Origin of the sequence: Streptomyces sp. NPDC056600 (assembly GCF_042792855.1) — a bacterium.
In the GTDB taxonomy this organism is placed as follows: Bacteria; Actinomycetota; Actinomycetes; order Streptomycetales; family Streptomycetaceae; genus Streptomyces.
The window spans coordinates 22,266-38,051 of sequence record NZ_JBHTVQ010000063.1 but is presented as its reverse complement, the minus strand read 5'-3'; the positions used below and the strand labels follow the sequence as shown (position 1 = coordinate 38,051).

The window sequence follows — 15,786 nt, the reverse complement described above, 5'->3', positions numbered from 1 at the left end:
GTTCCGGAACACTCCGGAACCGGCCGCGGCTGAGGTGAATCCGGAGACGGTTCCCGCGTTACCGGTTTTCATCTTTGCCAGTTGACAGGTTCCCAGTTCTAGGAGACGAGGAGGTCGGTGCCGATGATCCTCGCTCTGACTGTGATCGGGACGCTGGTGGTGCTCGCGGGGGTCGGTCTGTTCGCCTTCGGGATGCGGCGCCGGCTGATCCAGCGGTCGGGGGGCACCTTCGACTGCAGCCTGCGCTGGGAGGCGCCCGCGCCGGCCGAGGGCGGCGACGGCGACGGCAAGGGCTGGGCGTACGGGGTGGCCCGGTACAGCGGCGACAGCATCGCCTGGTACCGGGTCTTCTCGTACTCGCCGCGTCCGCGCCGGATGCTGGAGCGGTCCGCCATCGAGGTGGTCGGCCGGCGGCTGCCGGAGGGCGAGGAGGAGCTGGCGCTGCTGCTGAACGCGGTGGTGCTGGTCTGCGTCCACCGGGGCACGCGGCTTGAGCTGGCGATGACGGACGACGCGTTGACGGGGTTCCTGGCGTGGCTGGAGGCGGCACCTCCGGGACAACGGGTGAACGTCGCGTAGGCGTGACGTGACGTGAGCGTTGAGCGGGGGCCGCCTGGGGGCGGCCCCCGCTCTGCTTTGCCCGCGCTGCCCGCTGTGCGGTCGGTCGCGCGGGCCGCGTGGGCAGTACCGTCGGCTTGGCCCAGGTGGTGCGAACCGCTCGCCGCGGAGGCGCCGCCCTGCGCCCGCCCGTGCCGCCCCCTGGGCGGCCCAGCCGCCCGCAGGGGGTGGGGGCAGGCCGCCCGCAGGGGTCTGGGACGCCGCCGCAGGCAACGGCCAGGCGTGTCCCGCGTTGAGCCAGGCGGCGCGGTGGCGGGAACGCGGAAGCGGGGGCGGCCGGTGGGCCGCCCCCGCTTCGTGGTGCTGTCTGGTGCTACGTGGTACTACAGGTTGCTGGAGATGGCGTTCACCAGCTCGCCGTTGGCGGTGTCACCGCTGAACTCCCAGAAGAACGCGCCGCCCAGACCCTGGGACTTGGCCCAGGACATCTTGCCCGCGATGGTCGCCGGGGTGTCGTAGGACCACCACTGCGTGCCGCAGTGGGCGTAGGCCGTGCCGGCGATCGTGCCGGTGGCCGGGCAGGAGTTCTTGAGGACCTTGTAGTCCTCGATGCCCGCCTCGTACGTGCCGGGCGCCGCACCGGTCGCCGTGCCGCCGGGGGCGGACTGGGTGACGCCGGTCCAGCCGCGGCCGTAGAAGCCGATGCCGAGCAGCAGCTTCGCGGACGGCACGCCCTTCGACTTCAGCTTCGCGATCGCGTCGGCGGAGTTGAAGCCCGCGGTCGGGATGCCGGAGTACGAGGTGAGCGGCGAGTGCGGGGCGGTCGGACCGGTGTTGGCCCAGGCGCCGAAGTAGTCGTACGTCATCACGTTGTACCAGTTGAGGTACTGCGCGGCGCCGCCGTAGTCGGCCGCGTCGATCTTGCCGCCGCTGGAGCCGTCGGCGGTGATCGCCGCGGTGACCAGGTAGTTCGAGCCGAACTCGGTGCGCAGTGCCGAGACCAGGTTCTTGAACGCGGCCGCACCGGAGGTGTCGCAGGTCAGGCCGCAGGCGTTCGGGTACTCCCAGTCGATGTCGATGCCGTCGAAGACGTCGGCCCAGCGCGGGTCCTCCACCACGGCCTTGCAGGACTTGGCGAACGCCGCGGCGTTCTGCGCGGCCTGGCCGAAGCCGCCGGAGTAGGTCCAGCCGCCGAAGGAGTACAGGACCTTGATGTGCGGGTACTTCGCCTTCAGCTTGCGCAGCTGGTTGAAGTTGCCGCGCAGCGGCTGGTCCCAGGTGTCGGCGACGCCGTCGACCGACTGGTCCGCGGTGTAGGCCTTGTCGGTGGCGGCGAAGGCGTCGTCGAGGACGCACTGCCCGTTCTTCACGTTGCCGAACGAGTAGTTGATGTGCGTGATCTTCGAGGCGGAGCCGGAGGTCACCAGGTTCTTGACGTGGTAGTTGCGGCCGTAGATGCCCCACTCGGTGAAGTAGCCGAGCTTGACCTTGTCGCCGGGCGGCGGGTCGGTGGGCGTGGTGGAGCCGCCGGTGGTGCGGACCGCGACGGAGCCGCTGACCGGACCGGTCTGGTCGGCGGTGTCCCGCGCCAGGACGGCGTAGGAGTAGTCCGTGCCGGCGGTCAGGCCGGAGTCGGTGTACGAGGTGCCGGTGACCGTGGCCACCTTCACGCCGCCGCGCAGGACGTCGTAGTTCTTGATGCCCTTGTCGTCGGTGGCCGCGGTCCACGCCAGCTTGACCGAGGTGTTGGTGATGTCCGAGGCGGTCGGCTTGCCCGGGGCGGACGGGGCGCTGTCGCCGGGCACGGAGGGCCCGCCGTCGCAGGAGCCGCCGTTGACCGTACAGGCGGTCGGGGAGCCGGTGCCGGAGCCGTTGAAGCCGAAGGAGATGGAGGCGCCCGCGGCGAGGGAGCCGTTCCAGCCCAGGTTCTTGGCGGTCCAGTGGTTGCCGGAGCTGGTGACGGTGGCGTCCCAGGCGGAGGTCACCTTGGTGCCGGTGGGGAAGTCCCACTCGACGGTCCAGGAGGAGAGAGCGGTGGTGCCGGTGTTCTTGACCGTCCACTTGCCTTCGAAGCCGGTGCCCCAGTCCTGCGTCTTGGCGTAGGTGGCGGTGACGGAGGTGGCCGCCTGGGCCGGCGTGGCCAGCCCGACCAGTCCGGCGAGGGGAAGGACGAGCGTGGCGACTGCCGCCGTCACGCGCTGTCTGAAGCGCATCTGCGCCTCCTCGGGGTGAGGGTGAGGGGAGTGCTACGGCTCCGAGCCACTTGACGAGGCCATGACGCCGAGCGGTGCGGTCAGAGTAGAAAGGTCTGGACCACCGGTCAATAGGTCTGGACCAATGCAGGTTTCTTGAGTAAACCCAGGCCCCCGACCTGGGCCTCCTGACCTCAGCGCAGTCCCAACTCCTGCGCCAGCACCGCCGCTTGGAGCCGGCTGCGCAGCTCGAGCTTGGCGAGCAGGCGGCTGACGTGCGACTTCACCGTAGCCTCTGCCATCTCCAGACGGGTGGCGATCTCGGCATTGGACAACCCCTCGCCGAGGCAGCGGAGCACCTCCCGCTCACGGGGTGTCAGGGACTTCACGGCGTCCGCCGCGGGACCCGTCGCGCGCGGCGGGCGGTCCTGTGTCCCGGCGGCGAAGGCCGCGATCAGCCGCCGGGTGACGGCCGGGGCGATCAGTCCCTCGCCGCGCGCCACCGTCCGCACCGCATCCAGCAGTTCGGCCGCCTCCGCGCTCTTCAACAGGAAGCCGGCCGCGCCCGCGCGCAGGGTTCCGAAGACGTATTCGTCGAGGTCGAAGGTGGTCAGCACCAGCACGTCGGCCAACTGCTCCGCGGTGATCCGCCGGGTGACGCCCACGCCGTCGAGCAGCGGCATCCGCACGTCGGTCAGCACCACGTCCGGCCGCAGCTCGCGGGCCAGCTCCACCGCCCGCTCCCCGTCCGCCGCCTCGCCGACCACCTCGATGTCCGGCGCGCTGCGCAGGATCAGCACCAGACCGGCCCGCACGGCCGACTGGTCCTCGGCGACCACCACCCTGATCACGACCTCACCCTTCCCCGTCCGGCACCGGCAGAACCGCCCGCACCACCCATCCGCCCGCCTGGGGCCCCGCCTCGAACGTCCCGCCCACCAGCAGCGCCCGCTCCCCCATGCCGGTCAGCCCGGCCCCCGCACCCGGAGCCCTGGACGGCTGCCCGCCCGGCGCGGTGAGGGCGCTGGTGACCACGACCCGCAGGGCGCCGCCGGCCCGCTCCACGGCGACCGTCACCGGGCCGGGCGCGGCGTGCTTGAGGACGTTGGTCAGCGACTCCTGCACGATCCGGTAGGCGGCCAGCTCCACCGGTGACGGCAGGTCCCACCCCGCTTCAGGGGCGGGCGTCACCGTCACCGGGAAGCCCGCCGCCCGGACCCCCTCGGCCAGCGGCCCGACGCCCTCCAGGGTGGGGACGGCGGACGGCTCCAGGTCCTCGCCCCCGGCCCGCAGCAGGCCGATCATGCGGCGCATCTCGGTCAGCGCGGCCACGCTGTTCTCCCGGATCACGCCCAGCGCCTCGCGGGAGGTGTCCGCGTCGTCCAGCGACAGCGCCGCCGTCGAGTGCACCGCCACGGCGGACAGGTGTCCGGCGATCACGTCGTGCAACTCCCGTGCCATCCGGGTGCGTTCGGCGGTCACGGCCTGGGCGCGGTCCAGCTCCGCCAGCCGCGCGGTCTGCTCGGCCTCCCGCCGGGCGGCCCGCGCCGCGTCCCGGTGGTGGCGCACCAGCGCCCCGGTGGCGGCCGGGCCGAAGGCCACCAGGCCCACCCCCAGACCGAGCATCAGCGAGTAGGCGTCCTGCCAGGTGAACACGCCCCAGGCGATCGCCGCCAGGGTCAGGGCGCCGGTGACCTGCGGCAGGCGGCGGGCCGGCCGGGCGCTGCCGTAGACGGCCGCCGCGTAGATCAGGTCGGTGAACAGGAGCAGGGTCGCCAGGCTGCCGGTGGTGAACTGATCGGCCACCAGGGCCACCGTGCCGGCGGACAGGGCCGCCCACGGGCGCACGCGGCGCAGCACCTCCAGCGCCGACATCACCGCCAGCGGGACCAGCACCCACCAGCCGGGCACGTCCCGCGCCGGATACATGTCCAGGCCCACCGCCCACAGCAGCAGACCCAGGGCCAGGCCGCCAAGGGCCGTGGCCACGTCGAAGGGGCGCGGGCCCGGCGGGGAGCCGTCGAGGGTCATGACCCCATCCAACACACTCCGGCCGCCCGGCACATCGGACCGGCGCGCACCCGCCCGGGGGCGGACCTCCATCGAAGGATGCAGGGCGATCTCGTCGCCGCGGTCGACGCGCCCGCGCGGGGCGGGGGAGAGGGTGGAGGGGAGGGAAGAGGAGGGACCCGACGTGATCCTGGCCCTGATCATCGCCTGCGAGGTCGGCTTCTGGGTGCTGCTCGCCGCGGGACTGGCCGTGCGGTACCTGCTGCGCCGGCGGAGGGCGAGCACCGTCCTGCTGCTGTGCGAACCGGTACTGGAGGTGGTGCTGTTCGTGGTGACCGTGATCGACCTGCGGGGCGGCGCCGAACCGAGCTGGGAGCACGGACTGGCGGCGCTCTACATCGGCTTCACCGTCGCCTACGGGCACTACACCATCACCTGGCTCGACGGCCACGCCGCGCACCGCCTGGCCGGCGCCCCGCGTCCGCCGAAGCCCCCGCGGTACGGCATGCCCCGCGCCCTCCACGAGGGGCGCCTGTGGCTGCGCACGGTGCTCGCCGCCGCCGTGGCGGCCGCCCTGCTGCAGGGCGGCATCCTCCACCTCGGCGACGACGGCGACACGTCCTCCCTGCGGGCCTTCCAGGGCACGGCGCTGAGGATCGTGCTCGTGCACGGGGTGATCGCCCTCAGCTACCTGCTCCTCCCCAAGCGGGACAAGGGCGGGCAGCCGGGGGACGCCACCCCGCGGGCGTCAGCGTTCCCCGCTCGGGACCCACAGCACGTCGCCGGTGGAGAGGTTGGCGACCCGCGCAAGGATGCTGTGTCTTCCGGGGGCAACCCCCGGACCCCCGGCCGGGAGGCGTCAGCGTTCCCCGCCCGGGACCCACAGCACGTCGCCGGTGGAGAGGTTGGCGACCCGCGCAAGGATGAACAGCAGGTCTGACAGCCGGTTGAGGTACGTCGCGGTCAGGGGGTTCATCGTCTCCCCGTGCTCCTCCATCGCCGCCCAGGTCTGCCGCTCGGCCCGGCGCACCACCGTGCACGCCTGGTGGAGCAGCGCCGCGCCCGCGGTCCCGCCCGGGAGGATGAACGAACGGAGTTTCTCCAGGCGGTCGTTGAAGCGGTCGCAGTCCTCCTCCAGCCGGTCCACGTAGAACTGCTCGACCCGCAGCGGCGGGTACTCCGGGTTCTCCACGACCGGCGTCGACAGGTCGGCGCCCACGTCGAACAGGTCGTTCTGGACGCGGGTGAGGACCGCGACGACGTCCTCCTCCAGGCCGCCCAGGGCGATGGCGGTGCCGATGACCGCGTTGGCCTCGTTGGCGTCGGCGTAGGCGGAGATGCGGAGGTCCGTCTTCGGGACCCGGCTCATGTCGCCGAGGTTGGTGGTGCCCTTGTCCCCGGTACGGGTGTAGATGCGCGTCAGATTGACCATGCGCACAGCCTAGGCAACGCCGGGCCCGGGGAGGCCGTGGGTGTGACGTCCGTCAAATGAGACGTGACGCGCGTTACTTAGCGGTCACGAGTGTCCCGCCGGGCGCTAATGTCCGACCCGAAGACACGAGAACAGGGAGTGGCAGTGGCAGGAAAGCTCGCCGTCATCGGGGCCGGCCTCATGGGTTCCGGCATTGCCCAGGTCTCCGCGCAGGCGGGTTGGGACGTCGTCCTGCGCGATGTCACCGACCAGGCGCTGGAGCGGGGCCTCGGGGGCATCAAGGCCTCGTACGACAAGTTCGTGAGCAAGGGCAAGCTCGACGCCGCCGACGCCGAGGCCGCGCTGGCCCGGATCACGCCCACCACCGACCTGGACGCCGTCGCCGACGCGGACATCGTGGTCGAGGCGGTCTTCGAGAAGATCGAGATCAAGCACGAGATCTTCCGGGCGCTGGACAAGATCGTCCGCGAGGACGCGGTGCTCGCCTCCAACACCTCCGCCATCCCGATCACCAAGATCGCCGCGGTGACGGAGCGCCCCGAGCGGGTGGTGGGCGCGCACTTCTTCTCGCCGGTGCCGATGATGCAGCTGTGCGAGCTGGTCCGCGGCTACAAGACCAGCGACGAGACCCTCGCCCGCACGCGGGAGTTCGCCGAGTCGGTGGGCAAGACCTGCATCGTGGTCAACCGCGACGTGGCGGGCTTCGTCACCACCCGGCTGATCTCGGCGCTGGTCGTCGAGGCCGCCAAGCTCTACGAGTCGGGCGTCGCCAGCGCCGAGGACATCGACATCGCCTGCAAGCTGGGCTTCGGTCACGCGATGGGCCCGCTGGCCACCGCCGACCTCACCGGCGTCGACATCCTGCTGCACGCCACCAGCAACATCTACACCGAGTCGCAGGACGAGAAGTTCGCCCCGCCGGAGCTGATGCGCCGAATGGTGGACGCCGGTGACATCGGCCGCAAGAGCGGGCAGGGCTTCTACAAGCACTGATCGCGTGACGATCACGGGCCCGGCCCGTACACCGGTACCGAGATCACCCTCAGCTTCACTCGCGAGGGTGATTTCGGTATCGGTTCGCTTACAGACGGCAACTTCTGTCCCCAACAAGGCGTCAGAAGTGGCATCACCGTACGCACACGGTGATACAAGACGCATTCCCGGGGAGCGCTTATGTTCATCAGGGGCGACCACGCCGAGCTGGTCGTCGGGGGCCGCCTCGACGTCCGCAGCGCGGCGGACGCCCGTACGGTCCTGCACTCCGCCGTCGACGACGGCGTCGGCGACCTGGTCCTGGACCTCACGGAGCTCCACTCCTGGGACGCCACCGGACTGGGCGTGATCATGGGCGTGCACCGGCGGGCCGGCCGGGCCGGACGCCGTCTGGTGCTGCGCGGCGTGCCGCCGCAGATGCAGCGGCTGCTGGTGGCCACCCGGCTGCACCGCATCCTCGCCATCGAGGGCGGCCTCGCCGCCGACAGCCTGCCGCGGGTCTGACGGCCCGGCAGCCCCTCGCACCGCCGGACCGCCCCCGGGCCCCATCCGTGGCGCGGCGGTCTGTCGCCCGCCGCGAATCCACATCAGACTGTGACGTCGCGGACGGGGCCGCACCCCGGCTGTTCGGAGATACTGGCCGAGGTTTAAGGTTCGGTCGCCCGCCGACCCGACATCAGACTTTCCCTACGGCGGCCCGGACCGGAAGCGAGCGCGCGGTGTGCGGCACGGCCGGGAGGGCTCGGCACACGACGCTTTGGGGGCTTTGGACCATGGACCCGAACAGCCGACGGCCTGAGGAGCGCGGCCACGGAGGGAGCGGCCGTCCGTCGCGCCCGCGTCCGCCCCGCGACGCGCTGACGCCCGACTTCGGCCAGCACGCGCCCGCGGTGCGTCGCACCACCGAGATCTTCGCCGACGACCTGCTGCTGACCGTCAACCCCGTCGACGGCAGCGAGATCGAGCTCTGCCCGCCCGAGCGGACGCCGGGGCGCCCCTCCAAGATCACCGCCGAGCAGCGCGCCGAGGCCGAGCGGGCCGCGGCCCGCGCCGCCGCGGCCGTCGCCGACATGGGCGCCGCCGCGGCCTCCGGCCTGCCGGCGCTGCCGCTGCTCGAGCGGCAGGAGGAGCGCGAGGAGGTCGTGCGGCTGCTCGCCCGCGGCCGCTCCGCCCGCCTGGTCGGCCTGTCCGGCTCCGGCCGCAGCCGGTTCCTCGACGTCGTCGCCGACGACTGCGCCGACCTCGCCCCCGACGGCGTGATCCGCCTCAGCGGACTCGGCCGCGACGCCGACGAGCTCCTCGACGACCTCTTCCACGCCGCCTACGACGCCCCGCGCCGCCGCCCCGCCGAGGACGAACTGCGCGAGCTGCTCGGCGAGGTGGGCGCCGTGGTCGTCGTCGACGACATCGCCTTCGGCGGCGCCGACCTCGCCCGGCTCCTGGACGCCACCCCCGAGTGCGCCTTCCTGATATCGGCGACCCCCGAGGTCCCCGAACCCCCCGCCGAGGCGCTGATGGAGACGGTCACCCTGACCGGCCTCACCCGCTTCGCCGGACTCCAGCTGCTCGGCCACGCCGCCGGCCGCACCCTCACCGACGAGGAGACGACCTGGGCGGGCGACCTCTGGTTCGAGTCGGAGGGCCTGCCGCTGCGGTTCGTCCAGGCCGGAGCGCTGCTGCGACAGCGGGACCGGCTGCGCGCCGCCACCGACGCGGTCGACGAGGTGGGCGTCTTCGAGGACGCCGTGGTCGTCCCCGACACGGAGCTCCCCTTCGACACCCGCGAGGAGGCCGCCCCGCTGCCCTCGCTGGCCGAGGGCGCCGCGCCCGCCCCGCTGCTCGCCTCCCGGCTGTCCCCCTCCGCGCGCGACGCGCTGCGGTTCGCGGTGGCGCTCGGCGGCGAACTCCCGCACTCCGCGCACTGGCCCGCCCTGGTGGGCGACACCCACGCCGACGCCGCGCTCGGTGAACTCCTCGGCTGCGCCCTGGTCTCACCCGCGGGCGGCCGCCACCGGCTCGCCGCCGGGGTGCTGGCCCAGCTGGAGGCCGCCGGATACCGGGACGGCGCCGAGGAGCGGATCCGCACCGCCGCCGAGCACTACGCCTGGTGGACCGGACACCAGTCGGTCACCGCGGACCGGGTCCGCGCCGAGGCCGACGCGGTGCTCGCGGCGCTGACGGCGCTCCCGCCCTCCGCCGACGAACTGGTGCTGCGACTGTCCCGCAACGCCGCCCCCGCCTTCGCCGCCGGGCTCGCCTGGACGGCCTGGGAGCACACCCTGCGCACCGGCTCCGAGGCGGCCCGGCTGGCCGGCGAGGCCGCCGACCAGGGCTACTTCCATCACGAACTGGGCGTGCTGGCGCTCTGTCAGGGCCGCTACGACCGGGCGCGCACCGCACTGGAGGCGGCCGTCGCGCTGCGGACCGCCGCCTCCGACAAGCGGGGACAGCTCGCCGGGCGCCGCGCCCTGACGCTGGTCGCCGACCGCACCGGCGACCTGCCCGGCGTGGACCCCGTCGCCGGCGGTCCCGCGGGCGCACCGGCCTCGGCCACCGCGCAGAGCAGCGCCGCACTGGCCGCCCTCGCGGCGTTCGAGGCGTTCGGCCCCGGCCCGGGGGACGCCCCGCAGGACGCGGCCCCCAAGGACGAGGCCGGCGCCGCGCGCCAGGGGTCGACCGTGTTCGTCGGCGACGCCCCCGTCACCCGCCGCCCCGAGCCCGCGGGCAGGGGACGCGGCCTGGTGGGCGGCGCGCGCAAGAACCTCGTCGCGGCCGGCGCCGGCGCGCTGCTGGTCGCCGTGCTGGGCACCGTGGTGACGCTGGGCGCGACCGGCGGGGACCAGGACACGCCGACCGAGGGCACCGGCCCCAACCCGTCCGCCAGTCAGGGCTACGGCGACGAACTCGACGCCGACGAGGCCGCCGGCACCAGCGACAGCGGCGACACGGGCGACGCCACCAGCCGCCCCACCGACCCCGGCCCCGACGGCGTGCCCGGCACCCCCGACGACCCGGCGACCCCGACCGCGGGCCCCGGCGCGACGGCCGACGAGGACGAGAAGGAGCCGGACGGGGAGCCGAGCCGCAGCAGCAGCTCCAAGCCGACGAAGAAGCCCACCACCAAGCCGCCGTCCGGCACCACCGGCGGTTCGGGCGGGGGCACGACCTCGGGCAGTCCCTCGGGGAGCCCGTCCGGCAGCCCGACGGGTGGGACCGACGAAGGGACCACCGACGGCACGACCGACGGCAGCGCCTCCGAGGGAACCACCGACGGCGCCACGACCGAGGGCAGCACCACGGACGGCGCCGACGGCGGAAGCGAGACCACCGGCAGCGGGTCCGCACCGTCCTTGACGAGCGCCCCTGCGGTCGACGCGTCGGAGACCCCGCCGATCGCCTGACCGCCTGACCGCCCGACCGGGTGACCGCCTGACCGCCGGCCGCACGGGCCGGGCCCCACGACGCGAACCGCCCCCACGGAGACGATCCGTGGGGGCGGTGGCGTACGCGGGGCGGGTCGGCGGTGCGTGCGCGGGGCGCGTGTCCCCGCGGCGCCGCGGCGCGGCCGCGGCCGCGGGTGCCCGCGCCGCTCAGAACAGGCGGAGCTTGTCGTCCTCGATGCCGCGCAGACCGTCGTAGTCGAGGACCTGGCAGGCGATGCCCCGGTCCGTCGCCAGCACCCGGGCCTGCGGCTTGATCTCCTGCGCGGCGAACACGCCCCGCACCGGCGCGAGCAACGGGTCGCGGTTCAGCAGCTCCAGATAGCGCGTCAGCTGCTCGACGCCGTCGATCTCCCCGCGCCGCTTGATCTCCACGGCCACCGTCCGTCCCTCGGCGTCCCGGCAGAGGATGTCGACCGGGCCGATCGCCGTCATGTACTCGCGGCGGATCAGCGTGTACCCCTCGCCCAGGGTGTCGATGCGGTCGGCGAGCAGCTCCTGGAGGTGCGCCTCCACGCCGTCCTTGATCAGGCCCGGGTCCACGCCCAGTTCGTGCGAGGAGTCGTGGAGGATCTCCTCCATCGTGATGATCAGCTTCTCACCGCCCTTGTTGATCACCGTCCAGACGCCGGCCTCGTCGCCCGTGCCCTCCTTGAGGGTGCACGGCGGCGACATCCAGTTCAGCGGCTTGTAGGCGCGGTCGTCCGCGTGGATCGAGACGCTTCCGTCCGCCTTGACCAGGATCAGGCGGGGAGCGGACGGCAGATGAGCGGTGAGGCGCCCCGCGTAGTCGACGGAGCAGCGGGCGATGACAAGACGCATGGTCGGCAACGCTACTCGACCCATGGCGGTCCACGCGATTCGCCCTCGAAGGGCCATGTTCGGTTCTGGCTGATTGTGTGCGGAGCGCGACGATTCATATCCGGTCAACTACGCCGTCTCCTGGTGCGCGGCGCGTTCGCGTGCCTACCGTAGTGAACGGGCGGTCGTGACGCGGGTACGGAGCGTGTCCGCGGTCCGCGACGTCCCTTCCCGTCCGGCAACCCCCTTCGCCGAGGGGGTGCGAGAGGAGTACTCATGTCGCTCGACGTCTCACCGGCCCTGCTCGAACAGGCCGAGCGAGGCGAGGTCGACGAAGCGGCTTTCGTCGACTGCGTCCGGACCTCCCTGCCCTACGCGTGGGAGATGGTCAGCTCCCTGGTGGCCCAGCTCAAGGTGGACGGCGGACCGTTCGCCGACAACCAGACGCCGCCGCCGGACGAGCAGGCACGGGGCCAGCTCCTGCGCGCGCTCGCCAGCGACGCCATCCGGGGGGCCCTGCAGCGCCACTTCGGTGTGCGCCTCGCGTTCCAGAACTGCCACCGCGTCGCGGTGTTCCCGCTGGACGGGAGCGACGAGCGGCTGGCCCGCTTCACCTCCACGCGCGCCCAGCTGCTCAACCAGTCCCCCGACCTGCGGGACTGCTGACCTCGCGCGGCACGGCCCGGAGCCCCGGCGAGGACGGACACTCCCTCGCCGGGGCGCCGGACCGGCCCTCCCCAACTCGCCGGCCGGGACGCCGGCGGCCGGCCTCTCACACCAACCGCGGCAGCACCTCGCCGCCGAGCCGCCGCAGGTTCTCCTCGGTGGCCGCGAGATCACCAGATCCCTCCGTGAGCAGCGCGAAGCGCCGGATCCCGGTGACCTCCGCGGTGGCGGCGAGCCGGTCGGCGCACCACCGGGGCGTTCCCACCGGGTGCAGCCCGCACAGCATCTCGGTGTACGCGTACGGATCGCGCATCGCGCGCACCCGGCCGTCCACCGTCACGTGGGCGGCAAGGCCCTGTTTCAGCCAACCCGGCATGGACTTGAGCAACGTCTCCCGGGCGTCCTCCGGCCGGTCGGCGATCTGGCAGACGCCGGCCGAGACGTGGCCCGCGGAGCGGATCTCCTCCTCCGGCCGTCCCGCCGCCCGCGCGTGCTCCTGCCAGGCGCGCACCATCGCGGCCTTCTCCTCGTCCCCGACGTGCATCCCCAGCAGCATCGGCAGGCCACGCCCGCCGGCCATCCGCACCGTCGCCGGAGAGGTGCACGCCACCACCACCTCGGGGGCGGCGCCGCCCTCCAGCGCCTCGGACGCCCGGGGCACCACCGGTACCTCGCGGAAGCGGAAACGCCCGGAGTCCCCCGAGACCGTGGGCTCGCGCAGGGAGCGCAGCATCAGGTCGAGGGAGTCGGGGAACCCCTGCTCGTACGCCTCCAGGCCCGCGCCGAAGACCTCCAGGTCCACCCAGGGGCCGCCCCGGCCCACGCCCAGCGAGAAGCGCCCGCCGGAGGTGATGTGCAGCATCGCGGCCTGCTCGGCGAGGGCGACCGGGTGCACCGTGGGCAGCACGCTCACCGCCGTGCCGACCCGCAGCCGCCGGGTGCGGCCGAGCAGGGCCGCGGCCAGCGTCACGGCCGAGGGGCAGACCCCGTACGGCACGAAATGGTGCTCCGCCAGCCACACCTGGGCCAGCCCCGCCTCCTCGGCGACCTCCGCGGAACGGACCGCGCGGTGCAGCGCCTCGGCGTGACCCTGGCCCGGGAACTGGGCGGCGACGACAAAACTTCCGACGTGCATGGACACTTCCTGCTTTCCTGGCTCCCGAGTCGGAGCTCCCCCACGCGGCATAACCGCCTGACACGTGCCGAGGTCACGGCCGGGTCCAGGAATTTGCGGATTGTCTGCAGAATGAGTCGCCGGTGGGCGCCGAGTGGAGGACGGACGCCGGTGTCCGGTCGGACCCCGCTCCTTCAGGCGGCCTGCCCGGAGCCCTCGGCCGGGCCGCGTAGGCTGGTGCCCATCCCCGCCCGCCCGTCCACGTGAGGTGAACCGTGTCCCCGCGCCGCAACCGACCCAAGGGCCCCGCCGGAGGGAACGGACGCGGCGGCCCCTTCGCCGGCGACGACGACGAGGGCTCGGGGCGCTACGGCGGCTGGCAGTCCTCCGAGAGCTGGCGGGGCGAGGACTGGAGCGTGCGGCACGTGGCCGGCGCGAGCGCGGCGGGCAAGACCTACCGCTGCCCGGGCTGCGACCAGTTGATCCCCTCCGGTGTCCCGCACGTGGTCGCCTGGCCCGCCCACGCCGGCGTCGACGACCGCCGCCACTGGCACAAGGCCTGCTGGAACGCACGGGACCGCCGGTCCACGAGCAACCGGCGGTCCCGTAACGCGCCGCGGTACTGAGCCGCGCTCCTTGAGGCGTGCGGCTCACACGTCCCGGTTGGTCTGGACGGCGAAGGCGCCGACGCAGGCGACGGCCGTCAGCCCGGCGAGCAGCGCCGTCTGGGCGCCGCCGTGGCCGGTCGACGCGTCGCCCTCGAAGATCAGCGACAGGGCGCTGATGGCGTTGTAGTCGCTCATGAACTGCGCGACGTCCGCCAGGCTCTCGTTGAAGAGCAGGAAGGCCGGCATGATCGCCGGCAGTAGCACCACGCCCAGCATGGTGGTGATCGCGCCCGCCGAGTGCCGCATCATCGACCCCATCGCCAGCGCCAGCACGCCCATCAGCGACACGTAGAGCGCGCCCATGAAGACCGTCGGCGCCCAGGCCGGGTTGCTCCGGGCGTCCACCGTCAGCTGCGTGTAGAGCCCGACCACGGCGATCGCCACCGCCGCGGTCACGAACGCCACCAGGAAGAACACGATGATCTTCGCGGCCAGCACCCGGTGCCGCTGCGGGGACGCGGTGAAGGTGGTGCGGATCATGCCCGTGCCGTACTCCGAGGACACCACCAGCACACCCAGCGACACCAGGCACATCTGGCCCAGCAGCAGGCCGAAGAAGGCGGGCATCGTGTACGGGGTGTTGAGGTAGGAGTCGCCGTCGATCAGCCCCGCCATCAGGCAGCCGAGCACGATCACCAGCGCCAGGAAGACCCCGAGCGTCCACATCGTGGAGCGCACCGAGCGGATCTTGGTCCACTCCGAGGCGAGCGCGTGGCCCAGGTGGGCCTGCCGGATCGGGATGGGCGAGACGTACGCGGGGGTCCGGGTCGCCTGGCCCGGGATCTGCCAGGCGGGCTCTGTGTGCTCTGCGTGCTCGGTGCGCTCGGTGCTCATCGGGAGTCCTTGCTGAACGTCGGGCCGTCGGCGGCGTGGACGGGCTGGAACGGGTCGCCGGGGCCGGGATCGGGGTCCCAGCCGTCCGCCTGACCGGGCATCGGCGCGGGCCGCATCCCGATCTGCGGGTCGGCACTGGAGCGGTAGTCGACCATGCTCTGGGTCAGCCGCATGTAGGCCTCCTCCAGCGAGGCGTGGTGCGGGGACAGCTCCCACAGCCTCACGTCCGCCTCGTGGGCCACGTCGCTGATCCGCGGCAGCGGCAGCCCGGTCACCCGCAGTGCCCCGTCCTGCTCGGGCAGCACCTGCGCCCCCGCCTTCGTCAGCGCCGCGGTGAGCGTCTCGCGCTGCCGCGGGCCGGTGTCCGGCACCCGGACGCGGGCGAAGCCGGCCGAGTTGGCCGCGATGAACTCGCGCACGCTCATGTCGGCGAGCAGCCGGCCCCGGGCGATCACCACCAGGTGGTCGGCGGTCAGCGCCATCTCGCTCATCAGGTGCGAGGAGACGAAGACGGTACGGCCCTCGGCGGCCAGCGACTTCATCAGGTTGCGCACCCAGAGGATGCCCTCCGGGTCGAGGCCGTTGACCGGCTCGTCGAAGAGCAGCACCTGCGGGTCGCCGAGCAGCGCCGCGGCGATGCCCAGCCGCTGCCCCATGCCCAGCGAGAAGCCCTTGGTGCGCCGCCCGGCCACCTCCGACAGGCCGACCAGCTCCAGCACGTCGTCCACCCGGTGGGAGGGGATGCCGGAGAGCTGCGCGATGCTCAGCAGGTGGCGGTAGGCGTCCCGGCCGCCGTGCACGGCCTTGGCGTCCAGCAGCGCGCCCACGTGGCGCGGGGCGTTGGGCAGCCTGCGGTACGGCGAGCCGTTGACCGTGACATGGCCCGCGGTGGGCGTGTCCAGGCCGAGGATCATCCGCATCGTCGTCGACTTGCCGGAACCGTTGGGCCCGAGGAAGCCGGTGACCATGCCGGGCCGCACCTGGAAGGAAAGGTCGTCCACGGCTGTCTTGTCCCCGTAGCGCTTGGTCAGGCCAACTGCCTCGATCATGCTTCACCCATCGTTCGGCCACCGCGTCG

The 15,786-nt window shown here is 73.2% G+C and carries 14 protein-coding genes and 1 pseudogene; 7 read left to right on the top strand and 8 right to left on the bottom strand.

Going from position 1 to position 15,786, the window contains the following annotated elements; genetic code table 11:
• Positions 1-123: 123 nt before the first annotated feature.
• Positions 124-579, top strand: a complete 456-nt coding sequence (locus tag ACFRAV_RS25880) for a DUF2550 domain-containing protein (protein ID WP_382558643.1) — start codon at positions 124-126, stop codon at positions 577-579.
• Positions 580-941: 362 nt separating this feature from the next.
• Here ACFRAV_RS25880 and ACFRAV_RS25875 read toward each other — a convergent pair whose 3' ends face one another.
• From ACFRAV_RS25875 to ACFRAV_RS25865, 3 genes are all read right to left on the bottom strand, one after another.
• The gene (locus ACFRAV_RS25875) at positions 942-2,771 is read right to left on the bottom strand and encodes a glycosyl hydrolase family 18 protein (RefSeq protein WP_382558642.1); all 1,830 of its coding nucleotides are present in this window, start codon (positions 2,769-2,771) and stop codon (positions 942-944) included.
• Positions 2,772-2,944: 173 nt separating this feature from the next.
• Entirely contained in the window at positions 2,945-3,601 is a 657-nt protein-coding gene (locus ACFRAV_RS25870) for a response regulator (protein ID WP_382558641.1), read from the bottom strand.
• Positions 3,602-3,605: 4 nt separating this feature from the next.
• Entirely contained in the window at positions 3,606-4,781 is a 1,176-nt protein-coding gene (locus ACFRAV_RS25865; RefSeq protein ID WP_382558640.1) for a sensor histidine kinase, read from the bottom strand.
• Positions 4,782-4,944: 163 nt separating this feature from the next.
• Between ACFRAV_RS25865 and ACFRAV_RS25860 the strand changes: the two are divergent.
• Positions 4,945-5,505: pseudogene (locus tag ACFRAV_RS25860) on the top strand (hypothetical protein); the annotation flags it as partial.
• Between the two features lie 114 nt (positions 5,506-5,619).
• On the opposite strand, the gene ACFRAV_RS25855 reads toward ACFRAV_RS25860, so the two are convergent.
• A complete protein-coding gene (locus tag ACFRAV_RS25855; RefSeq protein ID WP_351111784.1) occupies positions 5,620-6,192 on the bottom strand; it encodes a cob(I)yrinic acid a,c-diamide adenosyltransferase in 573 nt (190 codons plus the stop codon).
• Between the two features lie 144 nt (positions 6,193-6,336).
• Between ACFRAV_RS25855 and ACFRAV_RS25850 the strand changes: the two genes are divergently transcribed.
• From ACFRAV_RS25850 to ACFRAV_RS25840, 3 genes are all read left to right on the top strand, one after another.
• Complete coding sequence (locus ACFRAV_RS25850; RefSeq protein ID WP_382558639.1) at positions 6,337-7,185, top strand: 3-hydroxyacyl-CoA dehydrogenase family protein; 849 nt, start codon at positions 6,337-6,339, stop codon at positions 7,183-7,185.
• Positions 7,186-7,365: 180 nt separating this feature from the next.
• Positions 7,366-7,689: an STAS domain-containing protein gene (locus ACFRAV_RS25845; RefSeq protein WP_351111788.1), complete on the top strand. Its 324-nt coding sequence runs from the start codon at positions 7,366-7,368 to the stop codon at positions 7,687-7,689.
• Positions 7,690-8,075: 386 nt separating this feature from the next.
• A complete protein-coding gene (locus ACFRAV_RS25840; RefSeq protein ID WP_382558638.1) occupies positions 8,076-10,586 on the top strand; it encodes an ATP-binding protein in 2,511 nt (836 codons plus the stop codon).
• Positions 10,587-10,775: 189 nt separating this feature from the next.
• On the opposite strand, the gene nucS is transcribed toward ACFRAV_RS25840, so the two are convergent.
• On the bottom strand, positions 10,776-11,447 hold the full coding sequence (gene nucS / locus ACFRAV_RS25835; RefSeq protein ID WP_382558637.1) for an endonuclease NucS: 672 nt from the start codon (positions 11,445-11,447) through the stop codon (positions 10,776-10,778).
• 255 nt (positions 11,448-11,702) lie between these two features.
• On the opposite strand from nucS, the gene ACFRAV_RS25830 reads away from it, so the two are divergent.
• Entirely contained in the window at positions 11,703-12,092 is a 390-nt protein-coding gene (locus tag ACFRAV_RS25830; protein WP_351111792.1) for an SCO5389 family protein, read from the top strand.
• 106 nt (positions 12,093-12,198) lie between these two features.
• Here ACFRAV_RS25830 and ACFRAV_RS25825 read toward each other — a convergent pair whose 3' ends face one another.
• Entirely contained in the window at positions 12,199-13,227 is a 1,029-nt protein-coding gene (locus ACFRAV_RS25825) for an LLM class flavin-dependent oxidoreductase (protein ID WP_382558646.1), read from the bottom strand.
• A 254-nt stretch (positions 13,228-13,481) separates the two neighbouring features.
• On the opposite strand from ACFRAV_RS25825, the gene ACFRAV_RS25820 reads away from it, so the two are divergent.
• Positions 13,482-13,832, top strand: coding sequence for an ATP/GTP-binding protein (locus ACFRAV_RS25820; RefSeq protein ID WP_351111796.1), 351 nt, complete (start codon positions 13,482-13,484; stop codon positions 13,830-13,832).
• A 24-nt stretch (positions 13,833-13,856) separates the two neighbouring features.
• Here ACFRAV_RS25820 and ACFRAV_RS25815 read toward each other — a convergent pair whose 3' ends face one another.
• Together ACFRAV_RS25815 and ACFRAV_RS25810 are read right to left on the bottom strand one after the other, a co-directional pair.
• Positions 13,857-14,708 carry an ABC transporter permease gene (locus ACFRAV_RS25815; protein ID WP_382558636.1) on the bottom strand — a complete coding sequence of 284 codons (852 nt, stop codon included), beginning with the start codon at positions 14,706-14,708 and terminating at the stop codon, positions 13,857-13,859.
• On the bottom strand, positions 14,705-15,757 hold the full coding sequence (locus ACFRAV_RS25810) for an ABC transporter ATP-binding protein (protein WP_382558635.1): 1,053 nt from the start codon (positions 15,755-15,757) through the stop codon (positions 14,705-14,707). Before ACFRAV_RS25810 ends, ACFRAV_RS25815 begins: the two co-directional genes overlap by 4 nt.
• Positions 15,758-15,786 lie beyond the last annotated feature (29 nt).